This is a genomic window from Aliiroseovarius sp. YM-037, from assembly GCF_048060095.1.
Taxonomy (GTDB): Bacteria; Pseudomonadota; Alphaproteobacteria; order Rhodobacterales; family Rhodobacteraceae; genus JBLUOA01.
The window spans coordinates 467,262-488,508 of the sequence record NZ_JBLUOA010000002.1 but is presented as its reverse complement, the minus strand read 5'-3'; the positions used below and the strand labels follow the sequence as shown (position 1 = coordinate 488,508).

Genomic DNA, 21,247 nt, shown 5'->3' with positions numbered 1-21,247 from the left:
AAACCGGAAATGGCCCAGACCCTACAATCTTAACACGTCTATTTCTTTCACAAACGAAGCATAAGTATGGCGCAAACCTTGTTCGAGCGAAATTTTTGCCTGCCCGCCCGTTTTTTCGAACTGCGTGACATCGGTGGCGAATCCCGTCCTTCAGGTGAATTGGCTGATTTTACTGACGTTCTTCAAAAACAACGTGCCAAGTCCCCCGACACCGCAACGGCGGATTGCGTCATAATCCTCGCGGCTTTTCTGGATGATCCGCTCAAGCGATCGGTTGCTTTCGCCGCCAACGCGCATTTTGACCAGCACATCGGGAATGTAGGCCAGCCGCAACTGGCCGCCCCGTAGCCATCGCAGGATCGCATCGTAATCGGCCGAGATTTGATAGCGGGTATCGTAGTTGCCCAACCGCTCAAACACCCGGCGGCGCAGGTAAAGCGTCGGGTGCGGTGGCATCCATCCGCGCCGGAGTAGGCCGGGGTGAAACGGGCCGGACGTCCAACGCCGAATAACGCGCGGGGGGTCGGCGGCTGAAATGTAATCAAGGTCGCCGTAAACACCGTCAATATCCGGGTCGGTGAAGACGTCGGCAACCTGCTGAAGCACGGAGTCCGACGCGAAAAAATCATCTGCGTGCATCACCCCGATCACATCGCCGGTCGCCCGTGCAATCCCCCGGTTCAGCGCGTCGTAGATACCGTGATCCGGCGCGCTGACCACACGGGTCTGGGGCGTCGCAACGCCTGAGATGACATCAAGCGTTCCGTCATTCGATCCGCCATCTTGAATGATGTGCTCCACCTTCGGATGCGTTTGTTCCTGCACACTTTGGATGGCCTGCGCGACGGTCGCGTGCCGATTGTAGACCGCCGTGATGACCGAAATAGTGGGAATGTCCGCGTTTGTTGACTGCGCCGTTTGTGGGCGTTCAAAGCTGCATATTGTCATTCTGACACGCACTCCTCATAGCTGGATTGAAGCTGTTCTGCGACGCGATCCCAGTCGAAACGGTCTTCGATGAGTTTTTGGCCCGCTTTCGCGAAAGATATTCGATAATCTATAGATGATTCGAGAAAAACGCTTAGATTATCGCGCTTTGTTGTTCGATTTGTGCAAATTTTATAAGCAGCGCCTGTCGCAAAACCTTCGGGGATATTGCACGCTTCGGTCATCAATACCGGGCAACCATGCGCCCAGGCTTCCAAAACGCTCATCGGCAGCCCCTCACTCACCGATGGCAAGACGAACGCGTCGGCGTTCGCATAGGCGGCGGCTTTCCGTGCGCCGAAGATCGGGCCGAGGAACGACACGCGGTCTTCGATCCCTAAATTTGCGACGTCACCCTGCAAAGCGCGTTCATAGCCGAACTGATCCCACCCCGCGATCGCCAAGTGCCAGCCGCGCCCGGCGCCGTCTTCAGTTGCATCTTTCCAGCATTGCAAAAACGGCAGTAGGTTCTTCTGCGGGCTGAGCCTGCCGAGGAATAGCATTACATTCTTGTCGGGCGAAATCATATCCGCCCACGGCGCGGGGTCGGTAACGGGATGAACAACCCGCTCTACACCGTTTGGGATCTGGGTGATTTTCGCCCTAACGCCGGCGGCGCGGATGTCGGCTTGTTCCGGCGCGCATAGGGCCTGAACCCAGGCGGCGGTTTGCAGGTGCCGCCCTTCATAGAGCGCGAGCGCAACTGTCTTTTTCCAACGTGATCGCCGCCGCGCCCAACCGCTCAGCATTCCGTGCGGACTGACGATGTGGGGCATACCGGTTCGCGCCGCCCATTGGGTTACGCAGCGGGATGGATACATCCAAAGCCCGTGGGTATGTGCAATGTCGGGATTCCAATCGACCAGGTCGCGCAACATGCCCGGCGCGTATCCAAATGCTCGTGGTCCGCGCGTTTGATAGGCGCGGACTGGCGCGCCCTTCCACGCCGTTTCGTCTTCGTGAAGCCACTTCGCATCGGCGAGGCCGAAGACCCGCACATCCAGCCCGCGACGTTGCAATGCGGCCGAAGCAGCCTCCACGACCGTCGTGACTCCACCGCCGTTGGTCGACACGGCTGAGGTGACAAGCGCGACTTTCATCGGGCGGCTACCCATTGCACACCTCGGCGGGCTTAGCATCCGGCAACGGGGCAAGTTTGGCCATCAGCGTCAAAAACCGCGCCGCCATCTGTTCGGTGTTGAACTCCTCATCGGCTTTCTGCATCGCCGCCGCCGACCATCTGTTGAGCACTTGGGTACTGCTGAGCGCATCGGTGATCGTTTCGACCAATGACGCGACAACACCCTTTGAAAACGCCCCCCCGGTTCGTCCGCCTTCAAACGCCGCAATCTCTGGCATATGCGTGGCGCGATCCTTATGGACGATGGCCGGGAGGCCATAAGCGGCCGCGTGGAGCAGGCTTAGCCCGACGGCGCCGGGGTAGACGAACAGGCGACAGGTGTTCGCGATAGCGGCGACCTGAGCTTCGTCGGTTTGTGCGCCGTGCCACGTGACGCGAGCGTCGAGGCCCAGAGCGTCGGCTTGCGCCTTTAGCGTGGCGGCATTCGGACCATCGCCGATCACTTGAAGGTCGACACCCGATAGATGCGGATCGGCCAACGCCCCTAGCAACAGATCAAGCCGCGCCTTTTCGGTCAGCCGCCCGATGAACAGCAGGCGATTGGGCCTCATCCCGGCGTCATAGGGCAGGCGCAACGGTTTAATAGGCGCGACATTGATGCCGTTGTTCAGCGCGGAAATCACCCGACCGTCGTGGCGACTTTCCTTCTGTCGGTAGGCTTCAACCTCTTGATCCGTATAGAAAAGAACGGCATCCGCGAGGCGCATCGACAGTAGTCGAAACCGATGCCGCCACGCGATGCTCGTCGCGCTCCAATAATGGCCCCACCAAACCGTCTTGGCACCAATCAGCCGCGCTTTGATCATCAGGGCAAGCGTGCTGAGGCATCGCGGCGCGCCGCACACAATAAGGATATCGCCGCGTCGGATCGCAATGCTGATCGCGCCCGGTTGCCACTCCATCCCCCGTATCGGGTTGCGCATCTGGTCTAACGTGTTCAACCACGGTGGGGTTTGACGGATCGAAAGGCCGCTCATCTCGCTACGTGACGCATAGACCCTGAACAGAGGGCCGAGCGACGTCGCCAAACGGTCGAAGAAATCCAACCGATAAGCGGGCAGGGCCGGTTGGACCACGATGATGCGCCGTTCCGATACGCTACGCATCCGCCGGGCCTTTCACGGCAGGACGTTCCGCGCTGATGACAAAGCCAGAGGCGACGCCGCGCAGCCGAAGGCCCCGGCAAAGGTTTTCGAACAGGGCGATGACGACATAGATAGGCAGGAAGAACGCGAAGTAATCGCTGGCCCGGTAGAACGCCTGCACCTCGATATTGTCGTAGCCAACGTTGCGGAATAACCGCTCCATCGCGCAGGGCGAGCAGTGGTCAAAATAAGCGGGATAACCCGAAACACCCTTCGCAGCCGGGCGAAGAAGCGCGATCAGTTTTTTCTGCAACGTCGGTCCAACCACACGCAACGCGACCGAATAGGGGTGCCATTTCGACGGGATGTAATGATGCGTGGTCCCGCCTTCGTTTAGGGCACGAAAGATCGTTCTAGCGGCGGCGGTATTGTTTGGCACGTGTTCCAGCACGGTGATTGAGATTGCCATATCGGCGCGAAGGTCGGTGGTTTCTTCAACCGATTGGACCAGAAAACGGTCGTAAATATCGGCGCATCGCGGCTTTTCTTCGATATCGAGGCCGACATAGTCAAAGCCTTTGCCCCGGGCGAGCAACGGGCGATCAATGCCTCCGATTTCGAGGATGGTTTTGGGGGCGCGGCTCGCGATATCGCTCTGAATACGGCGTTCAAGCTCTGCCTTATAGCTTGGGGAGGCGAAAATTGACGGAAATTGACGCTCGCACCATTTGGCGGCCCTGCGATTGGCGGCAACGAATTTCGTCAGCAGACCGCTCATGTGGCAACCCTCGATGTCGATAGGCGGCCCCTCTCAGTGACGTAAAACACGAGGGCGAGATAGGCGGCGGAACAACCGCTCATCAAAACGCCGAATTGTGTTGTTGTATGGATCAGGTCAGGCGCGGCGCTCGCGTCAGTCGCTGCCCAGAACATCAGCAGAAGGCAAAGCCGCGCCGCCTCCCACGCCAGTTGCAGATGTGGGTGCCCGATGACGACGAGCACGGTGTTGATCGGGCTGTGGACACCCATGAAAAACACCAGCGGCGCCATCGCCGCTGCGATTTGCCCGGCCTCAACCCAATCCGCCCCCAGAACGATGGAAAACGCGCTGGGCGCAGCGAGGTATATCAGCGCAGAAGGGACGATCGCGAGCAAAGCCATTTTGCTGACGAGCTGTCGGATTGGCCGTGCGTCGCCGTCGTTTGCTCCGCGCAATGTCTGCGAAAGCTCTGCGTTCAATACTTGCGATAGGGCGAAGGCGACCAGTCCGATTGGCATGAACACGACGCGCCATGCCATCGCGAATTGCCCCAACGCTTCGGCGGAGAATATCAGCGAAATTGCAAAGAACGGGACCGCCGCGCTGAGCGCGCTGACAAGGCTGGATGGAACCGAAAAAAACGGGTAGCTGCGATAGGTTCGGGCGATCCGCCGGGTGCCGCGTAGGGAAGGTGCGGCCAGCCCAGGTGCGCTTCGTAGCCAGCTTACGAATAAAAGCGCCGCAGCAAGCAGGCGGCCCAACACGTCGCACAGGATTAGGATTAGCGCCGATGGCGTGTGGGAGTTTGCTCCGGCGATCATCGCGCTGACCTGAAACACAGATGTCTGCGATACCCGGCTGAGCGCGATCATGCGGTAATTTTTCTGGCGCACCGGCAATTGACTGGCGGTTTGAAGCAGCCCGACCGCCAAGGCGCCGACGGCCAGCCACGGCCCGACCCCGAGGATGTCCGGCAGCATGTTGGGTGCGAGATATCGGACCCCGTAGGTCAGACCGAGCAACAGCAGCGGGAGCAGCAGATTTAGCCCGAGGCAAAGCGCTATTGCCGTCACCAAACCAACGCCCGACCGCACCCGCAAGATCGCGTATTCATACCGCAACGCCGCCAGCGGCATGATGACAAGCAGTGCGGACATGAAGGTCTGGAACTGCCCAAAGGCCGCCGGGTCATACAGCCGCGACAGGATCGGGAGCGCAGCAAAGCCGATCACCTGTGCGCCCACGGTGCCGCCCAGCACGATTGCGGTGCCGCTACGCATATCGGAAGTTCCGGGTCGCGCGTTCGGTCACCGGCACGCGGTAGTAGGCGGACCGCACTAATACTGCGAAGGACAGAACGATATAGGCCGTCCCGCTCCAAATCGCGCCGGAGAACTGGAGCGCGGTGAACTCCTTTATCAGCAGCGCGATCAGGACGATGTCGACCCGCGACACTTGGTGTGACCGAATGATCTGGAGCACCGCCCGCCCGCACAGGCCGAGATACACGATCAAGACAGTGGTGCCGAGCACGCCGACCGAAATCAAAGACTCCAGCAGATAATTGTGCGGGTATTGGTTAAGAAACCGCGAATAGACGATGTCTCCGGCGAATGGGTGATCCAGGAATTGCGCCCACGCGACATGCCAACTGACAAGCCTTAAGGATGCAGTATCGTGATCGGCAGAGATAAAATCGTGCGATGACAACAGGAACCGCCCGATGGCCCGCCCGATCATATCCTGCCCGGAAACGGCGGACAGAATGGCGACCAACCCGAACAGCAAAACCGTCGCGCCAAGTATCGCGCGCCGATCCTTTGTCCGCATCAGAATGGCCATCAGCGCGAGCGTCACCCCAAATGACACGAGCGGCCCGCGCGCCTGCGAATACGCCGTCGCAGCCAAAAGCACGCCGATCACCAACCACTTTGTTATGGCGCTTGCCTGTCCTTGTGCGGGCAACAGCAGCAGGCATAGCGCGAATGACACCGACAGCGCGCCCAGCGAAATTGGGTTCAATTTGCCAAGCGCCGCCTGCCCGAACTCCACCTGCGCGGCGAGCGTATCGAGGTTGAGCGTTAACCCCACGCAGTAGACTGCGGCGCAGGTTAGAACTGCTCGGAACAGCCTGGTTTCGGATATTCGCAGGCTGTAAGTCGCTAGGATCACTCCGGGAACGACCCCTGCGCCGACCAACAAAAACAGCCCCCGCACCGGGTCATCGGCCCAGACCAGCCCCCGCAGGTAGTGGTTTTCGATCAGTCGCAGCGCGTAGAGCAACGCAAAGCAAAGGAAAGGCAGCAGGAGGAAGCTCGCCCGCGACAGACGGAACCCTAGGCGTGGTAGTAAGCAGAGTGTCATCGCAAGGATGCCGAACCGCAGGATGGATGATACCCCGCGCCCCGCGCCGACGAATTCGAGAAACGGCGCCACGATTTCATATCCGTAAAGCGCCAAAATCAACGGCAAGGCGGACCAGCCGCTATCAGGGCGTCCGTCACCGCCAATCTGATCGGGCGTCGATATCATACCTTAGAAGCGCGTCCCGCAGAGTCGTGCCGTTGGTTCGGCATCGTGTTGTTCACTTTCATCGCGGGCGAAGCTCCTGACGCCGAAGGCCTTTCGCGGGTTCTTTCAAATTCGTCTTAAAAGAGAGTTAACAACTTATTCATTTATTAAGGGCGATAACCGACCCCGGAATCCGATCTTGTAGTCGAGCGCGGCAGGAGAACCCTTATGAACAAAACGCCGGGAAGAGCGTCGTTCGATCCGATCATTCGGGGTGGCGATGACGATGCCGTCAAGCTGATGACGCTGCTCGCTATTGCGTGGCGCGGTTGGCGGTTGGTTGCGGTTTGTGTTGTGCTCAGCCTGCTTTTCGGTGGGGTTTACGTTTACGGGATTGCGACGCCGCTTTTTAGCGCCTCATCCGTCGTCATGCTCGAAAGTCGGGAGGAGCAAGTCGTTGATCTGACAAGCGTTATCAGCGGTTTGTCCGGCGATACGCTTGTTTTGAATTCGGAGGTTGAGGTGCTGCGATCACGCGGCTTGATGGAAAAGGTTGTGAACCATCTAAGCCTGACAGATGACCCTGAATTCAATCCCGCCCTGCGCGAACCGGGGTTGGTTCGGACCGTCAAGAACTGGAGTTTTGGCGGGTCTGGTGGCGCGCGCGCTGACGAACAGGCGCAGATTCAGTCTACGATCGATACCTTGCTGGGCAAACTCAACATCCAGAACATCCGGCAAAGTCTGGTGTTTCGCATCACGGTCGAAAGCAAAAGCCCTAAGAAGGCCGCGGAAATTGCGGATGCGATTGCGGAGCTCTACATTCTCAACCAACTCGAATTCAAATTTGATGCGACGGAGCAGGCGACCTCGTGGCTGACAGAGCGTGTCGCGCAGTTGCAGGGCGAATTGGAAGCGGCAGAGGGGCGTTTGGCCGATTTCAATGCGGGGGCGGACCTAATTAGCGCGGAAACTCTGCGAGCGCTGGAACGTCAGGCGAAAGATCTGAGAGAGCGGATTGGTGCGGCAAGAAACGCGGTGACGGCCACTGCCGACGATGCGGCCCATACGCGCCCCGCGGATGAAAGAGCGACCCGGCAATTGCAGGCGCTTGAAGGATCTCATGCCGCGCTGACCGAACAGATCGAAGCGCAAGGCAGCGACCTCATCACCCTTCAGCAATTGACGCGAGAGGCGGAGGCGTCGCGGTTGCTTTACGAATATTTCCTGTCCCGGCTGAAGGAAACGGCGGTGCAGCAAGGTATCCAGCAGGCCGACAGCCGCGTTTTGTCCGCCGCGGTCGTGCCGCGTGGCCCGTCAAAGCCGCGCAAGGCGATGGTGCTTGGGCTGTCGGGGTTGCTTGGCATGTTGGTTGGCGCGGCGATCACGATATTCCGTGAGATGCGGCAAAGCGCATTCCGCACGGGGCGAGAGCTGGGTCAGATCACCGGCCGCCCGGTTTTGGGTCAAATCCCAAATGTTCCGGGCAAAGACAGCGCCGACCCGCTGTCATATATTGCGGACAACCCGACGTCGGCAGTGGCCGAGGCGGTGCGGAACCTTCGCACGACGATTCTGCTCTCTGCATTGAACAAGCCGCCGCAGGTCATCGTGGTGACATCCACCCTGCGCGGAGAGGGGAAAACGACGCTCTCCCTCGCGCTCGCGCAAAGTTTTGTTGGCATGGGTAAGAAGGTTTTGGTTGTCGAAGGTGACATCCGGCGGCGAGTTTTCCGTGACTATCTTGGCATTCGCCCGCGTCATAGCTTGATTTCGGTGCTGTTGGGGCAAGTTCCGCTGGCTGACGCCGTGGTGCAGGATAGCCGCGTCGGGACCGATATCCTGACGGCGGATCAGTCGCAAGTGAACGCCGCCGATCTGTTCTCCTCCGCCCAGTTTGCCAAGTTCGTTGAAGAGGCGCGGCGCTGCTATGACGTTATCCTCATCGACACGCCGCCGGTTCTTGTTGTGCCGGACGCCCGCGTGATCGGCAAAAACGCTGATGCGGTGCTGTTTGCGGTGAAGTGGAACTCAACTTCCCGCGCGCAGGTGGAGGAGGGGCTTTCGATGTTGAGCGCCGTCAACATCACCCCGGCGGGCTTGATCCTAAGCCAGGTGAACGCCGGGGAACTGCATCGCTATGGCTACGGCGGTAAAGACAGCGCGTATGTCGGCCTAAGTAGCGCGTATTACGTGAATTAAGCGCCTTTCCTGCCCAGCACGGTTAGCACCGTTGCCCAGAAAATCCGCGCCTCCAGCATGAACCCGACGTTGCGGATATACTCAAGATCGGCCTCGACCTTGCGCCGGGTGGCGTCGATCCCTTCGGCATAGCCAAGCTGCGTCTGGGCAAGCCCACTGATCCCCGGTCTGACCGCATAACGCATTCGGTATTCGGGGATCGCGTCGACATAGGCAATCGCGTGGTCGTAGGCGTCGGGGCGGGGTCCGATCAGGCTCATCTCGCCGCGCAAGACGTTGATGATCTGTGGCAGTTCGTCAAATCGGGAACAGCGCAAAAAACGCCCCAGCGCGGTGATGCGTTCGACTTCCAGCGGGTCATCCGGGCCGCGGGTTTTGGCAGCCTCGCGCCGCATGGTGCGGAATTTGATCGCCCCGAACGGCTTGCAGCCGCGCCCCATCCGGGTCTGAACGAACAGCAGCGGCCCGGTGTTAAGGAACGGGTTCAGCATCAGCAGCGTTGCACCTCCGACGATTAGGGGCGGAAGCAGCACAAGGCTCATCCCGACGTCGAACCCCCGTTTTGCGCGCCAGTAATAGGACCGGCTTCGGCGCCGGATCGGCAAACCGACGGTGCCCGCATCAAAATCGTCCAGCCGCGCAAATTCCAGATCAAACATGCAGCCCCCGTCATCAGAAATCAGGGTTAAGCTGCCGTTAAGCGTTTAATTATCGGTTAAAAATCGACTTAAAGTTGCAGATCGCGTGAGTTTCCGCCTTTGACCTCGCCCGCGCTTTCTGGAAACCTAGGCGGCGATGAAACCCCAGCCGAAATACGATATCGCTACGATAGCTCCGGAGGAGACGCTCTACGTCGTCGGCGACATCCACGGGCGGGCGGATTTACTTGATCGTATGTTGGAAATCATCGCGACCGACATCGCCTATCGTCAGATCGCGACCCCGCTGCTGGTCTTTGTCGGGGACTACGTCGACCGCGGCGACCGAAGTGCTGAGGTTCTGGCCCGCCTGCAAAGCATCGCGTCAGAGGCCGGGCCGCCAGCCGTTTTCCTTATGGGAAATCACGAAAAGATGCTGCTGGACTTCTTCGATGAAACGACAGCCAAGGGCCCGCGCTGGTTGCGCAATGGTGGGCTGCAAACGCTGGCGAGTTTTGGCGTCGGGCGGATCACGGAATATTCTCACGCGTCCGAACTCACCAAGGCCAGCGCCGCGTTCCGCGATGCGCTGGGGGAGAAGGCGGAGGCGTGGCTTCGGAACCTGCCGCATCTCTATCAAAGTGGAAATGTCGTGTGCGCCCATGCCGGGCTGGATCCCTCCGCAGACCCTGACGATCAAAACGTCCGGTCGCTGATCTGGGGTCACCCGGATTTCCGCTGCAAGCCGCGCGCGGATGGGCTGTGGGTTGCACATGGCCACTACCCGGATGATGAACCGGGGGTGGAGGGTGGCCGGATCGCCGTCGACACCGGCGCGTGGTTTACAGAGCGTCTGACCGCCGCCGTCATCGAACGCGGATCGGTCCGGTTCCTGTCGACCTAGCGGTCTTCCAAATCGCCAATCAATCCAGACAGGTGATCCCGCGCGTCGCTGATATGTTGCGCGACCATCGCGACAGCTGCGTCAGAATCCCGCTGGCGGCAGTGTTCAAGTATGGCGCGGTGCTCCAGATCGGATTTCCGGCGGATTTCCGGTCCGGCGACGGTCATGCACTGATATCTGTCCGCCGCGTTGCCCAAGGCTTGCACATGGGCCAGCAGCCTATGCCGCCCCGACGCGCGATAAAGCGTCATGTGAAACTGGATGTTGAGATCGCCAAACGCCCCAATCGGCGCGGCTTCAATCTGATCCTGAATCGCCTCGGCCTCATCAATCCGGGTGTTGGTCAGCTCCGGTATCGCGCTTTTCATGGCGAGGCATTCGGCGGCGATGCGCATGTCGTATATCTCAAGAAAATCCGCCAAGCTGACTGGGGCAACGCGCGCGCTTTTGTTTGGCTCAACCGTCACGAAGCCAAGCGTTTCCAACTGCCGGATTGCTTCGCGCACGGGCATCCTGCTGACCCCGAACCGGGTCGCGAGCTGTTCCTGCCCCAGCGGTTCATCTGGGTTTAGTTTCCCCGAGATGATTTCCTGCCGCAGCGTTTCAACGATTGTCGCAACAACCTGGCCGCTTCGTTCCGTTCCATCCGCCATCGCTTTCCCTCCGCGAGGTGAGTGTAGCGGATCACCTTTGTTGACAAAACAATTAATTTGTATCCAATATATATTATGGGATGCAAATTTACGATTTTGTGGGGTGTTCGCGCCACCGTGTTCGGGGTGCTCCTGCTGCCATTCGCGGCGCTTGCCCAACAATCGCGGTTTTTGCCGCAGTTCTGCATCACCCCTCCACACGACCAAATCTGCGCGGTGTTCCCTGACGATCAGACGGATTTCAGCGCGAGTTTTGAATACATGGTCGTCTCTGGCGCCGCGCAGGAGCCGTTCGATTTCTTCTCATGGCAGGCGTTTGTCGCATTGAACTGGCCAGTTTCGGCGTCGGGAGAGGCGTTACCGTCGCTGAGTGATCCCGGCGACCGTCGTGCGTGGCAGCAATTTCGCCGACGTGAAGAGGTGTTGGCGCAGGATACGGCAGCGGAACACTGTGGGAGCAAAGCCGAAACCGCCGCTGTGATTGTTCAGGATTTAGCGCAGGCGGATGGGTCCGTTTTGATCGACCAATCGGGCAACTTCGTCGTTTACGAAACACGCCTGAACCCAGCGGCGGAGGGGTATATCCTCGACAATGCGCTTCAGACGCTCGCGGGTCAGCAGGCACGTGGCGACAGCCCCGTCGCCTTTCCGCTTGGTCGCATTGGGGTGGAGCCTGCCAGCGTTCTTATCAAAACCGCGTGGCGGGTTTTGACCGACCTGAAGGATGCCACCGATTTCATCCAATCTGACGGTTTGATCTACGTCCCGCCAGACCGCGCGGCGGACGGGCAGGCGATGTGCATCGACGCAATGCTCGCCCTTGTCGGGATGCATATTGTGGCGCGGGTCAGCAGCGGGAATGGTGACGAATGGATTTGGTCTACGTTTGAACATCGACGGAATGCGCCAACGGCAGCAAATGCGCGCAATATCAACAGTATATACGCGAACGATCTGTTCCCCGGAGGATGCAAAGCGCCCGAAGGCACCCTCTCTGAAACTCACTCATTCTTCGACGTCAATTGTCCCGATTGCAAAACCAACACAGCGACCAGCCAGCCTTGGCAATGGGCCAGCACAGCACCCTTCGCATTGGTCGGCGGCGTCCCCGCATCCCCATCGCAGATCGTGCGCTGCTGGGAGGTTTTTGAAGAAACCCAGCGTGTCAGCCGACTGTGGCACGACCGGGTCGCCGGGTCGGGGCTTGAGAACTACATCCTGATTTCATCCCAATGGCGCGGCGCGAACATCAGCCCCTTGTTCGAACATGGCGAAGTGCCGCGGTTCCTGACCAACACGACGATGGAAACCTTCCTGCAGGATGCGGACGACGGCACCTGCCTCGGCTGTCATGCGGACGCCGAAACCGCCGCCGGGCACGATGCAAACTTCACGTTTCTGCTGCGCGACGTGAACTGAAACCCAACCGGAGGAGCCATAAGATGAAACTGATTGGCCCGATTATCGCGACGCTTATCACGGCGAGCAGTGCCGCTGCCCAAACCGACTGCACGGTGAGCTTTGACGTCATCACCGCGAAAGACCACGGCGCGATCGCCGCGGGCAGCGTGCTTAAAGGCACGGTGACCTTCACCGCGAACGAGGAATATCGACAGGACGTCGAAACATTGTCTTACCTGTCCAATGGCACGACCCAATTGACGGCAGCGGACGGCACGCAGGTCACCGGTAATATTGGCGTGGTTCATGTGGTGCGAACGCCTTATACGGCTGACTATATCTCGATAGATGCAACGGGCGTGACCGGGAACCTTGGCGGGGTGGGGTCTTACGAGGACCCGATGCTCGTCACCCTCTATGCGGCTCCGTTGACGCTGGAAACGTCAGCGCTTCCGGCGACACCGGACGATTGGAGTCTGCTCAGCAAACGGCGGATGTTTCAGGTGCATACGCCGGATACGATGGCGATCCTGCCGGGCACGATTGAGAATCTGACCGGATCGTGTGAGTGATCTACCCCTGCTGAAAATAAGCACGGCACGACCGCGCGAATTGAGATCGCCCCGACTTCGCGCTACACCGATTCCATGACATCCAAACCCGATCGCGAGACGGAACTTTATGGCCCGATCAAATCCCTTCTCGAAGGGCAGGGCTATGACGTGAAAGGGGAGGTTGGCGCCGCCGATGTCGTTGCGCTTCGTGACGGGGACGATCCGGTGATCGTCGAGTTAAAAGCGGGGTTTTCGCTGTCGGTCTTTCATCAGGCAATCGCGCGGCAGTCGATCACTGATGACGTTTATATAGCTGTGCCGCGCGGGGTGGGGCGGCCGTTTCAAAAGTCGCTGAAGAACAACATGACGCTTTGCCGACGTTTGGGACTTGGGCTGATGACGGTCCGGCTGAAAGATGGCTTTGTGCAGGTGCATCTTGACCCGGCGCCTTATAAGCCGCGCGGCTCTGCCCGCCGTAAAGAAAATCTGCTGAAGGAATTTGCGAAACGTATTGGCGACCCGAATATGGGCGGGGCGACCCGGCAAGGGCTCATCACGGCCTATCGCCAAGATGCGCTTCGCTGTGTCGCAATCCTTAATGCGAACGGGCCGATGAAGGCAAAGCTCGTGGCAGAGGGATCGGGCGTATCGGTCGCCCAACGGATCATGGCCGACAACCACTATGGCTGGTTTCAGCGGGTTGAGCGTGGCGTTTACGGCCTAAGCCCGAACGGCAACGCAGCGCTGAAAGACTACGCGCATGAGATCGCGAATATCAAAGAGGCATCCGGGCCAGAATAGCGCCGGATGCCGAAGTGCTTATTCTCCGAGTGCGATCCCCTCGCGGCGAGGGTCGGCGGCCCCTTCCAGTGTTTCGCCAATCGCGATGGCGTGCAGGCCGGAGTTCAGGTCGCGGACACCAACCTCAAACCCCATTTCGGTCAGGGTGGTTTCAAAGTCGGCGGCCGTGGTTTCAGCCTCCAGATCATATTTGCCAAAGCGGTTCACCAGATGCGGCATGGCGACGGCCTGTTGCACGTCCATTCCCCAATCAAGATGGGCAATAATCGCCTGCGCGACATATCCGATGATCCGGCTGCCGCCGGGGGAGCCGATGACCAGCACCGGCTTTCCGTCTTGCATCACAATGGTCGGTGACATCGACGACCGGGGGCGTTTGCCCGGTTCGATCCGGTTCGCAATCGGGTAACCATCCGAATGGGTGCGGAACGAGAAGTCCGTCAGCTCGTTATTCAGAAGGAACCCGTCCGGCGTCATCAGGCGGCTGCCAAAGCCGTTTTCAATCGTGGTGGTCATCGACAGCGCGTTGCCATCGCTATCAACGATGGAGATATGGCTGGTCGACGGAAGCTCTATCGCTTGGTCATCGGCCCAGAGCATCGCGTGGTCCCATTCGGGGCTCCCCGGCTCAACGGTTTCGAGGGCCGCGTCTGTCTCTAGCATCGTGGCCCGTTCAGACAGGTAATCATCGGCCACCAGCCCCTCTGTCGGCATCGGCACGTAGTCGCTATCCGCCATGTAGCGCCCGCGATCCGCGAAGGCGAGGCGGGAGGCATCGCCGATCAAGCGCCACGTTTCGGCGTTGTCCGGCCCGAGGGTGGCGAGGTCACTTCCCCGCAGCAGCCCGAGGATTTGGCCGACGGTCAGCGCGCCCGACGATGGCGGCCCCATCCCGCACACGTCATGTTCCCGATATTCAACGCAAACCGGATCTCGTTCGACCACACGGTAGAGCGCCAGATCGACCGTCGAAAGTGCGCCGGGCGTTGTGGCGTTGCGCACCGTGGCAACGGTGTTTTCTGCGATCCGACCTTTATAAAACGCGTCCGCGCCATCGGTTGCCAATGCGCGCAGGGTTGCGGCGTAGGGCTTGTTGATAAGCGTGGTGCCTTCTGCAATCGGTTCCCCGTCCGGCAGGAAATAGGCGGCGGTTTGCGGTGAGGTTGCAAGCCGCTCCGCATCGTTCGCCACAAGCTCCGCAAGGCGGGCGGAGGTTGCGAAACCGTCGTCAGCGTGGGTGATCGCTTCGTCAAACAGGCTGCCCCAGTTGGATCGGCCCCAGCGGCGGTGCGCTTCTTCCATCAGGGCAGGGGTGCCGGGCGTGCCGACGGATAGCCCCCCGACAACGGCATCAAAAAAACCCATCGGTTCGCCGTTTTCATCCTGAAACATCTGCGGGGTCGCGGTCAGCGGCGCTGTTTCGCGGCCATCGAGCGTTGTGATCTCTCCGCTTTCGGCGTCATACCAGACAAGGAACGCGCCACCGCCAAGGCCGGAGGATTGCGGCTCCACCAACCCAAGCACGGCTTGCACGGCGACCATTGCGTCGGCCGCTGATCCACCCTCGCGCAGCACGCGCGCGCCAGCTTCGACAGCAAGCGGGTTTGCAGCGGCGACCATCCAGTTGTCCGCCGTCACCGGTTGCCCGGCAGCCTTCTTGTCCAGCGCGTCTTGGGCGGCTTGCGAATAGGCGACCGCTTGATTGGACGTTGCCGCCTCTGGCGCGACAGCATCGGCGGTTTCCTGTGCGACGGCGGTTGTGGCGAAAAGCAGGGCGGCTGAAATCACGGATATCTTGGACTGCATGGCAAAAACCTCTCTATTATTCCGCCAGCATGCACGCGCTGGGCGAGTCGGTGCAACCTTAACGATTGGGGCGGCTATGTGCCTTTGCGCCATCACCGCACGCAGTATTGTCAAACTGCCGCCGAACTCCCGCCTCAATCGCCTGTGAAAGATGGGGCAATGGAGGGATTCATGAGTAACGTTAATATTATATCCGACGACGAATGGCGGAAATTGCTGCCGCCGGGCCGCTTTGTTGTAACCGGTGGTGAAGCCGAGATCGCGCATCAGTCTGCCCTACGGGACGAATTCGCATATCTGGACGATGAATACGACGAAACCTACGACGCCGATCTGGGCCACGAAGTCGACCGTATCCGCGACCGTTAGATTGATCTGAACCATAACTGGCACGCGGCTGCACATTATCGGGCAGTGCCCGTTGAACATTTGACTTTGCATCGCGGGTCGGGAACCTTCGGACAATCAGCGACCGTTTTGCGCATCTGGGTGGGGTGTCGGGTCGCGACCGGGCAGTGAGGCAGAAAGGTCATTTGGTGGCCGAACCTTATAATATTCTGATCCTCGGCGCGTCTTATGGCGCGCTTTTGGCGATCAAGGCGGCGATGGCTGGCCACACGGTCACGCTGGTCGGGCGGGCCGAAGAAGTCGCCGCGATCAACCGCGATGGGCTGCATGTTCGCATCCCCTCGCGCCGCTCCGGCGCCGGGTTTGATCTGCGATCCGGCAATCTGCCGGGAACCATTGTGGCGCGCAGGACGAGTGATGTTGAAGGGACAGGCTTTGATCTCGTCGCATTGGCGATGCAGGAACCGCAATTCGCTGAGGATGGCGTTCGACGTTTAACGCAGAAAGTCGCCGTTGCGGGCACGCCCTGCCTTTCGATCATGAACATGCCGCCGCCGCCGTATCTTGACCGGATTGCCGGCCTGTCGGGCGTCGATGTCGATACCTGCTACAGCGCCCCAGATGTTTGGCGGGGCTTTGATCCGGCCAAGTTCACCCTATGCAGCCCCGACGCGCAGGCCAGCCGACCGCCAGACGCGCCGCAGAATTTCTTGCGTGTCGGCCTTGGCACGAATTTCCGCACCGCAGCGTTTGAAGACGCCGACGCCGACGTGATGCTGCGAACCCTCGCGCGGAGCATCAATGAGGCGCGCGTGCCCCGCGATGGTCGGCAATCCACCGTTCCCGTGCGCCTGAAGGTTAGCGACTCCGCCTTTGTGCCGCTGACGAAGTGGAGCATGTTACTGGCCGGGAACTACCGCTGCATCACGGCGGATGGCCCCCGATCGATCTGCGATGCGGTGCATTCAGATGGTGATGAAACCCGGGCGGTTTATGATTGGGTCAATGCACTGATCCTGCGGCTTGGCGCGGTGGACGGCGATCTTGTGCCGTTTGAACAATACGCGAAGGCCGCGAAGGGGCTGATCCTGCCATCGTCTGCCGCGCGTGCGCTGTATGCCGGGGCCAAGAATATTGAGCGTGTGGATCGCCTCGTTCAGCTTATCGCGCGGCAGCGGGGGGTTGAGACCGGTCTGATCGACGATGTGGTTTCTCGGGTCGATGCGCTGCTTCGCAAGAACCGGGGGGTCGCGGCATAGTGCAGTCGACGGTTGCGATTTCGGTTGGACACGATGCAGCGGCAGAGATTGCGCTGGGTGTATTGAAGGCGGGCGGCAATGCGGTTGATGCCGGGGTGGCCGCGTCAATCGCGCTTTGCGTGCTTCATTCGGAGCAGGTGCAATTGGGCGGCGTTGCCCCGATGCTGTTGCGCATGGCCGGAAAGGACACGGTTCATTGCGTGGAAGGGGCAGGACGTTGGCCCGCCAATGCTGATCGGGAATTGTTTGAACGGAACCATCGCGGACGTATCCCGAAGGGTGTGCTGCGCACGGTTGTGCCCGCCGCGCCCGCCGCATGGCTGGTCGCCCTGTCCCAATTCGGGACGATGCGGTTCGCCGAACTGGCCGAACCCGCGTGGTGCTTGGCGAAGGATGGTTTTCCGGCGCATGATGACCTCGTGTCCTGTTCGGCGCAGTTTGAGCGGGACTATCGCAAGTTTCCCGGGAACGCGGCGATCTGGCTGCCGAAAGGTCGCCCGATTGAGAAGGGTGAGTGGTTCACCCAACTGGATCTTGCGCGAACGATTGCGGCGCTGATCGACGCGGATCGCTGCGCTTCGGGGCGCAAAGACGGGCTGCACGCAGTGCGCGCTGCGTTCTACGAAGGCGATATTGCGAAGGCGATGGTTCGGCATGTTGCGGACAGCGGCGGATGGCTTCGGGCGAGCGACCTTGCCACGCATCAGACCCCCGTGGTTCCAGCAACCCAGGCCACCGTGGTCGGCGGCACGCTTCACACCTGCGGCGCGTGGAGCCAAGGCCCGGCCCTAGCGCAGGCATTGCAAATTCTTGAGCAATCAGATGTTGGCGGGCTTGACCCGAGCAGTGTAGAATTCATGCACCGGGCGCTTGAAGCCTTGAAGCTTGCCTTCGCGGATCGGGATGCGTTCTATGGTGATCCTGATTTCGTGGACACGCCGCTCAACACGTTGCTGTCGGCGGATCACGCGCGGAAAAGGGCTGCGCGTATCTCTCCCGCCTCGGCGATTGAGGGGGTGCCGGGCGTGGATGATCGTTTGGTCGAAAAGACGCTTGATACCTCGGTGGTCAGTATCGTCGACGGCACGGGCAACCTCTTTGTCGCGACGCCGAGCGATACGTCGTTCGACGCACCCGTCGTGCCCGGCCTTGGCTTCGTCATCTCGACACGCGGGGCGCAAAGCCGCGTGGAACCGGACCACCCAGCAGTCTTGCAGCCCGGAAAACGCCCACGGGTCAGCGCCTGTCCGTTCTTGTTTGAAGCGGCGGACGGGCGCCTGATTGCGGGCGGCGGTCCGGGGGCGGATTTGCAACTTCAGGCCAGCGCGCAAGTGCTGGCCCGGCATCTGCTGTGCGGCGAGCCGTTGGAGGCTGCCATCGCAGCACCCCGAGCGTTCACGCAATCTGCACCGGGATCAACCGCGCCGCATCTGTGCTTTCCCGGCAAGGTGACGGTTGAGGAGGACGCGCCAGAGGGTTGGATCGACGGGCTGAGCGCGCTGGGCCACAAGGCGGTCAGCGGATCGGCCACGGGTATTGGGCGACCATCGATGTGTGTGGTGACGACAGAAGCCGACGGGTCCGCGCGTTCGGCCTGCGGCGATCCCCGCCGCGAAAGTGGGCAAAGGGTAGAGGTAGCAGGATGAATGGCGCGGAACACACGACCGACCTGCCAGACACCCTGTTCCGCATAGGCGGGGCAGCCCCCCGGGGGACGCTCATTTTTCTGCCGGATCTCGGCGGCAACGTGCTTTACGCCAAGCCGCTGGTGGCGGAGCTTTCCGACAACTTCAATTGCATCGGCGTCCGTTTGGGTCGGGAAATTTCGGCGCAACTGGGCCAGCATTCCGTGCCTGATCTGGGCGAGCGTTTCGCGTCGGACATCGCGCAAGCCGACCTGCCGCGGCCTATCCATCTCGCCGGATTTTCCTTTGCCGGCTATCTCGCCTACGAAACCGCGCGGCATTTGCAATCGGGCGGGCATGGCTTCGACCGGCTTTGGCTGTTTGACACCCGCGTTGCCCGATATTTGCGTGACAGCAGGCTGTTGCGGGCGCCTGTCGCGGAACTCTCCTACGCCGCGCGGTATTTCGCGAAGAACTGGCGTAAGGTGCTGGGGTTGCGGCCTGATCCCGATTTCCTCTGCGGGTTTGGATTGATTGAGCTTGATACAAGCGGCTATTCCGAAGGCCATCGCGCGATTGTTCGGGCGATGTATCACGCGCTTGAGGCCTATCGACCAAGTTCGTGGCAGGGCGGTGCCGCGACACTTTTGCGTGCTGTCGATGAGCCCACAAATGTCGACGCCGAGCCTGATCTGGGGTGGGGCAGACTGATTGATAACGGCTTGGATGTGCATGAACTGGCTGGCGACCACCTTGGATTGTTGAAAAGCCCTGCGTCGGTTGCCGCTATCGCAACCGCGATGCGGGAGGCGGCGGATGGGTGAGCTTTCGGAGAGCGACTTCGCCCGCTTTCGCGAGGCGATAGAGGCGCGGCTGGATGGCACCGACGCGCCACTGGCGGTTCTGGAAGATGGGCTGCTGGACCGAGAGGATGTTGTCACAGAAACTGACCGGCTCATCGGCGGCTTCGCCGCGCTCGGCCTGATCGCTGGTGATCGCATCGCGCTGTTCTGCCGGGATGATCGAATGCTGATCCTGCTGGTGATCGCCGCCCTTCGCGCAGGCCTCGCCCCGGTGATGGGTGACGCGAATGCGAAACCCTCAGAGGCGATGGAACTGCTAGGAACCTGTCGCCCGGCGGCAATCTTTGCGGACGGTGAAACGCTTGCGGTGATCCGGGGGCAAGCCAACATTCCGTCGGGGCAAATGGTCGAGGTCGACAACGCGGTGCTATTTGTGGATGCCTCACCGCGCAAACGGCTGCCCGAAGGGACTGCGCCGCCAGAAATCGCGTTGATGATCTTTACATCAGGCACGACCTCCGCGCCGAAAGCGGTAGAGCTGACCTATGCCAATTTGACCGCACAGTTTGAGGTTTTCGCGGAAGTTTACGGCTTTGACACGGACACGCGCCTGTTGAACTTGCTGCCGCTGCACCATGTCGACGGGCTGATCCGCGGGCCGCTGACGGCGCTTTGGTTTGGCGGCACAGTTTATCGCAGGGTAGAGTTCTCGGTTCAGAACGTGCCGATGATACTGGACTCTGTCGCGATCGACGGGATCACGCATTTCATCACCGTCCCTGCCATGTTGCGGATCATTGACCGCGTGGGGCAAGACCAGCGCTCCGCGTTCAACACACCGAACTTTCGGTTCTTGCTATCGAGCGCCGACCATCTGAACACGCCACTTTGGTCACGGTTCGAAGAGGCGTTCGGCGTCCCTGTCGCAAACGCCTATGGGCTAAGTGAGGTCGTGTGCGACGCCGTTTTTGCTGGCCCATCCGATGACACCCGCCGGATTGGGTCGATTGGCCGCGCGGTTAGGGTCGAGGCCAGGATCGTTGATAAGGACGGGCATCGGGTTCCGCATGGGCAGGTTGGGGAATTGACGCTGTCCGGGCCGACGATCATGCGCGGCTACTTCAACGCGCCCAAATTGACCGCCGAAGTGCTGAAAGGCGAGGTGTTTCACACAGGTGATTTGGTGCGGGAAGCCGACGACGGGCTGCTGGAATTTGCTGGGCGCAAGAAAACCGCGATTGTCTCGGCCGGGGTCACGATTTACCCGGAAGGCATCGCCGAGGTGATCTCCTCCATGGTGGGGATCAGCGAAGCCTACGTTTTCGGAGAGCCGGACGACATCCGCGGTGAACGATTAGTCGCCGCAGTCTCCAGCGACACAGTCGCACGCGATGACATCTGGACGTTCTGCCGCGAGAACCTGTCGCCAGAGCGTGTTCCGGCAGAGATACGGATGGTCGATAAACTGCCGCGAGGTGCTTCCGGCAAGGTTATTGTCGCGGAGTTGGTGCACGCCGGGGGGGGAGACACCAATTCAAGCGAAGAAACGGTCTATTCGCTCGCTTCCGCTTGCTTCAAAGTGCCGGTCAGTGCGCTTCATCCCGACTCCACACCGTTCAACACCGAAGGGTGGGACTCCCTCGCGCATATGGCACTGATCGAGGAGTTGGAGGAGGCGTTTGACGTCGTCTTTTCTGCCAGTGAAATCGCGGAAATTACATCACTCGGCCAAGTAGAGGCGTTGATCAAGGCAGGAGGGTCCGGCTGAT

19 protein-coding genes are annotated in these 21,247 nt (G+C 60.3%); 10 read left to right on the top strand and 9 right to left on the bottom strand.

Features of this window, described 5'->3' with window-relative positions; all coding sequences use genetic code 11:
- Nucleotides 1–150 precede the first annotated feature (150 nt).
- Genes ACEWPJ_RS13040 through ACEWPJ_RS13015 form a run of 6 tightly spaced genes read right to left on the bottom strand, consistent with a single transcriptional unit; the run spans nucleotide 151 to nucleotide 6,505 of the window.
- Nucleotides 151–948 (bottom strand): glycosyltransferase family 2 protein, encoded by a 798-nt coding sequence (locus ACEWPJ_RS13040; protein WP_416513534.1) that lies wholly within the window; start codon nucleotides 946–948, stop codon nucleotides 151–153.
- Nucleotides 945–2,102 carry a glycosyltransferase gene (locus ACEWPJ_RS13035; RefSeq protein ID WP_416513533.1) on the bottom strand — a complete coding sequence of 386 codons (1,158 nt, stop codon included), beginning with the start codon at nucleotides 2,100–2,102 and terminating at the stop codon, nucleotides 945–947. The genes ACEWPJ_RS13040 and ACEWPJ_RS13035 overlap by 4 nt, the downstream gene beginning before the upstream one ends.
- On the bottom strand, nucleotides 2,095–3,234 hold the full coding sequence (locus tag ACEWPJ_RS13030; RefSeq protein WP_416513532.1) for a glycosyltransferase family 4 protein: 1,140 nt from the start codon (nucleotides 3,232–3,234) through the stop codon (nucleotides 2,095–2,097). Before ACEWPJ_RS13030 ends, ACEWPJ_RS13035 begins: the two co-directional genes overlap by 8 nt.
- A complete protein-coding gene (locus ACEWPJ_RS13025; protein WP_416513531.1) occupies nucleotides 3,227–3,991 on the bottom strand; it encodes a class I SAM-dependent methyltransferase in 765 nt (254 codons plus the stop codon). Before ACEWPJ_RS13025 ends, ACEWPJ_RS13030 begins: the two co-directional genes overlap by 8 nt.
- Complete coding sequence (locus tag ACEWPJ_RS13020) at nucleotides 3,988–5,253, bottom strand: lipopolysaccharide biosynthesis protein (protein ID WP_416513530.1); 1,266 nt, start codon at nucleotides 5,251–5,253, stop codon at nucleotides 3,988–3,990. Before ACEWPJ_RS13020 ends, ACEWPJ_RS13025 begins: the two co-directional genes overlap by 4 nt.
- Nucleotides 5,246–6,505 (bottom strand): O-antigen ligase family protein, encoded by a 1,260-nt coding sequence (locus tag ACEWPJ_RS13015; protein WP_416513529.1) that lies wholly within the window; start codon nucleotides 6,503–6,505, stop codon nucleotides 5,246–5,248. Before ACEWPJ_RS13015 ends, ACEWPJ_RS13020 begins: the two co-directional genes overlap by 8 nt.
- 207 nt (nucleotides 6,506–6,712) lie before the next feature.
- Here ACEWPJ_RS13015 and ACEWPJ_RS13010 point away from each other — a divergent pair, with 207 nt between their 5' ends.
- Nucleotides 6,713–8,686 (top strand): polysaccharide biosynthesis tyrosine autokinase, encoded by a 1,974-nt coding sequence (locus ACEWPJ_RS13010; RefSeq protein WP_416513528.1) that lies wholly within the window; start codon nucleotides 6,713–6,715, stop codon nucleotides 8,684–8,686.
- Here ACEWPJ_RS13010 and ACEWPJ_RS13005 read toward each other — a convergent pair.
- The gene (locus tag ACEWPJ_RS13005) at nucleotides 8,683–9,345 is read right to left on the bottom strand and encodes a sugar transferase (protein ID WP_416513527.1); all 663 of its coding nucleotides are present in this window, start codon (nucleotides 9,343–9,345) and stop codon (nucleotides 8,683–8,685) included. The two genes, ACEWPJ_RS13010 and ACEWPJ_RS13005, sit on opposite strands and share 4 nt — an antisense overlap.
- A 136-nt stretch (nucleotides 9,346–9,481) precedes the next feature.
- On the opposite strand from ACEWPJ_RS13005, the gene ACEWPJ_RS13000 reads away from it, so the two are divergent.
- The gene (locus tag ACEWPJ_RS13000) at nucleotides 9,482–10,228 is read left to right on the top strand and encodes a metallophosphoesterase (protein WP_416513526.1); all 747 of its coding nucleotides are present in this window, start codon (nucleotides 9,482–9,484) and stop codon (nucleotides 10,226–10,228) included.
- On the opposite strand, the gene ACEWPJ_RS12995 is transcribed toward ACEWPJ_RS13000, so the two are convergent.
- Nucleotides 10,225–10,881 (bottom strand): GntR family transcriptional regulator, encoded by a 657-nt coding sequence (locus tag ACEWPJ_RS12995; RefSeq protein ID WP_416513525.1) that lies wholly within the window; start codon nucleotides 10,879–10,881, stop codon nucleotides 10,225–10,227. The two genes, ACEWPJ_RS13000 and ACEWPJ_RS12995, sit on opposite strands and share 4 nt — an antisense overlap.
- Before the next feature lie 75 nt (nucleotides 10,882–10,956).
- Between ACEWPJ_RS12995 and ACEWPJ_RS12990 the strand changes: the two genes are divergently transcribed.
- From ACEWPJ_RS12990 to ACEWPJ_RS12980, 3 genes are all read left to right on the top strand, one after another.
- Nucleotides 10,957–12,300 carry a hypothetical protein gene (locus ACEWPJ_RS12990; protein ID WP_416513524.1) on the top strand — a complete coding sequence of 448 codons (1,344 nt, stop codon included), beginning with the start codon at nucleotides 10,957–10,959 and terminating at the stop codon, nucleotides 12,298–12,300.
- 23 nt (nucleotides 12,301–12,323) lie between these two features.
- Nucleotides 12,324–12,854 (top strand): hypothetical protein, encoded by a 531-nt coding sequence (locus ACEWPJ_RS12985; protein ID WP_416513523.1) that lies wholly within the window; start codon nucleotides 12,324–12,326, stop codon nucleotides 12,852–12,854.
- Nucleotides 12,855–12,929: 75 nt separating this feature from the next.
- Nucleotides 12,930–13,637, top strand: a complete 708-nt coding sequence (locus ACEWPJ_RS12980; RefSeq protein ID WP_416513522.1) for a DUF2161 domain-containing phosphodiesterase — start codon at nucleotides 12,930–12,932, stop codon at nucleotides 13,635–13,637.
- An 18-nt stretch (nucleotides 13,638–13,655) separates the two neighbouring features.
- Here ACEWPJ_RS12980 and ggt read toward each other — a convergent pair whose 3' ends face one another.
- Nucleotides 13,656–15,443 carry a gamma-glutamyltransferase gene (gene ggt / locus ACEWPJ_RS12975; RefSeq protein ID WP_416513521.1) on the bottom strand — a complete coding sequence of 596 codons (1,788 nt, stop codon included), beginning with the start codon at nucleotides 15,441–15,443 and terminating at the stop codon, nucleotides 13,656–13,658.
- A gap of 171 nt (nucleotides 15,444–15,614) precedes the next feature.
- Between ggt and ACEWPJ_RS12970 the strand changes: the two genes are divergently transcribed.
- From ACEWPJ_RS12970 to ACEWPJ_RS12950, 5 genes are all read left to right on the top strand, one after another.
- Nucleotides 15,615–15,812 (top strand): hypothetical protein, encoded by a 198-nt coding sequence (locus ACEWPJ_RS12970; protein WP_416513520.1) that lies wholly within the window; start codon nucleotides 15,615–15,617, stop codon nucleotides 15,810–15,812.
- Nucleotides 15,813–15,979: 167 nt separating this feature from the next.
- Nucleotides 15,980–17,050 (top strand): ketopantoate reductase family protein, encoded by a 1,071-nt coding sequence (locus ACEWPJ_RS12965; protein ID WP_416513519.1) that lies wholly within the window; start codon nucleotides 15,980–15,982, stop codon nucleotides 17,048–17,050.
- Entirely contained in the window at nucleotides 17,050–18,696 is a 1,647-nt protein-coding gene (locus ACEWPJ_RS12960; protein ID WP_416513518.1) for a gamma-glutamyltransferase family protein, read from the top strand. The genes ACEWPJ_RS12965 and ACEWPJ_RS12960 overlap by 1 nt, the downstream gene beginning before the upstream one ends.
- Entirely contained in the window at nucleotides 18,693–19,499 is an 807-nt protein-coding gene (locus ACEWPJ_RS12955; protein ID WP_416513517.1) for a thioesterase domain-containing protein, read from the top strand. The genes ACEWPJ_RS12960 and ACEWPJ_RS12955 overlap by 4 nt, the downstream gene beginning before the upstream one ends.
- Complete coding sequence (locus ACEWPJ_RS12950) at nucleotides 19,492–21,246, top strand: AMP-binding protein (protein WP_416513516.1); 1,755 nt, start codon at nucleotides 19,492–19,494, stop codon at nucleotides 21,244–21,246. The genes ACEWPJ_RS12955 and ACEWPJ_RS12950 overlap by 8 nt, the downstream gene beginning before the upstream one ends.
- Nucleotide 21,247: the final 1 nt, after the last annotated feature.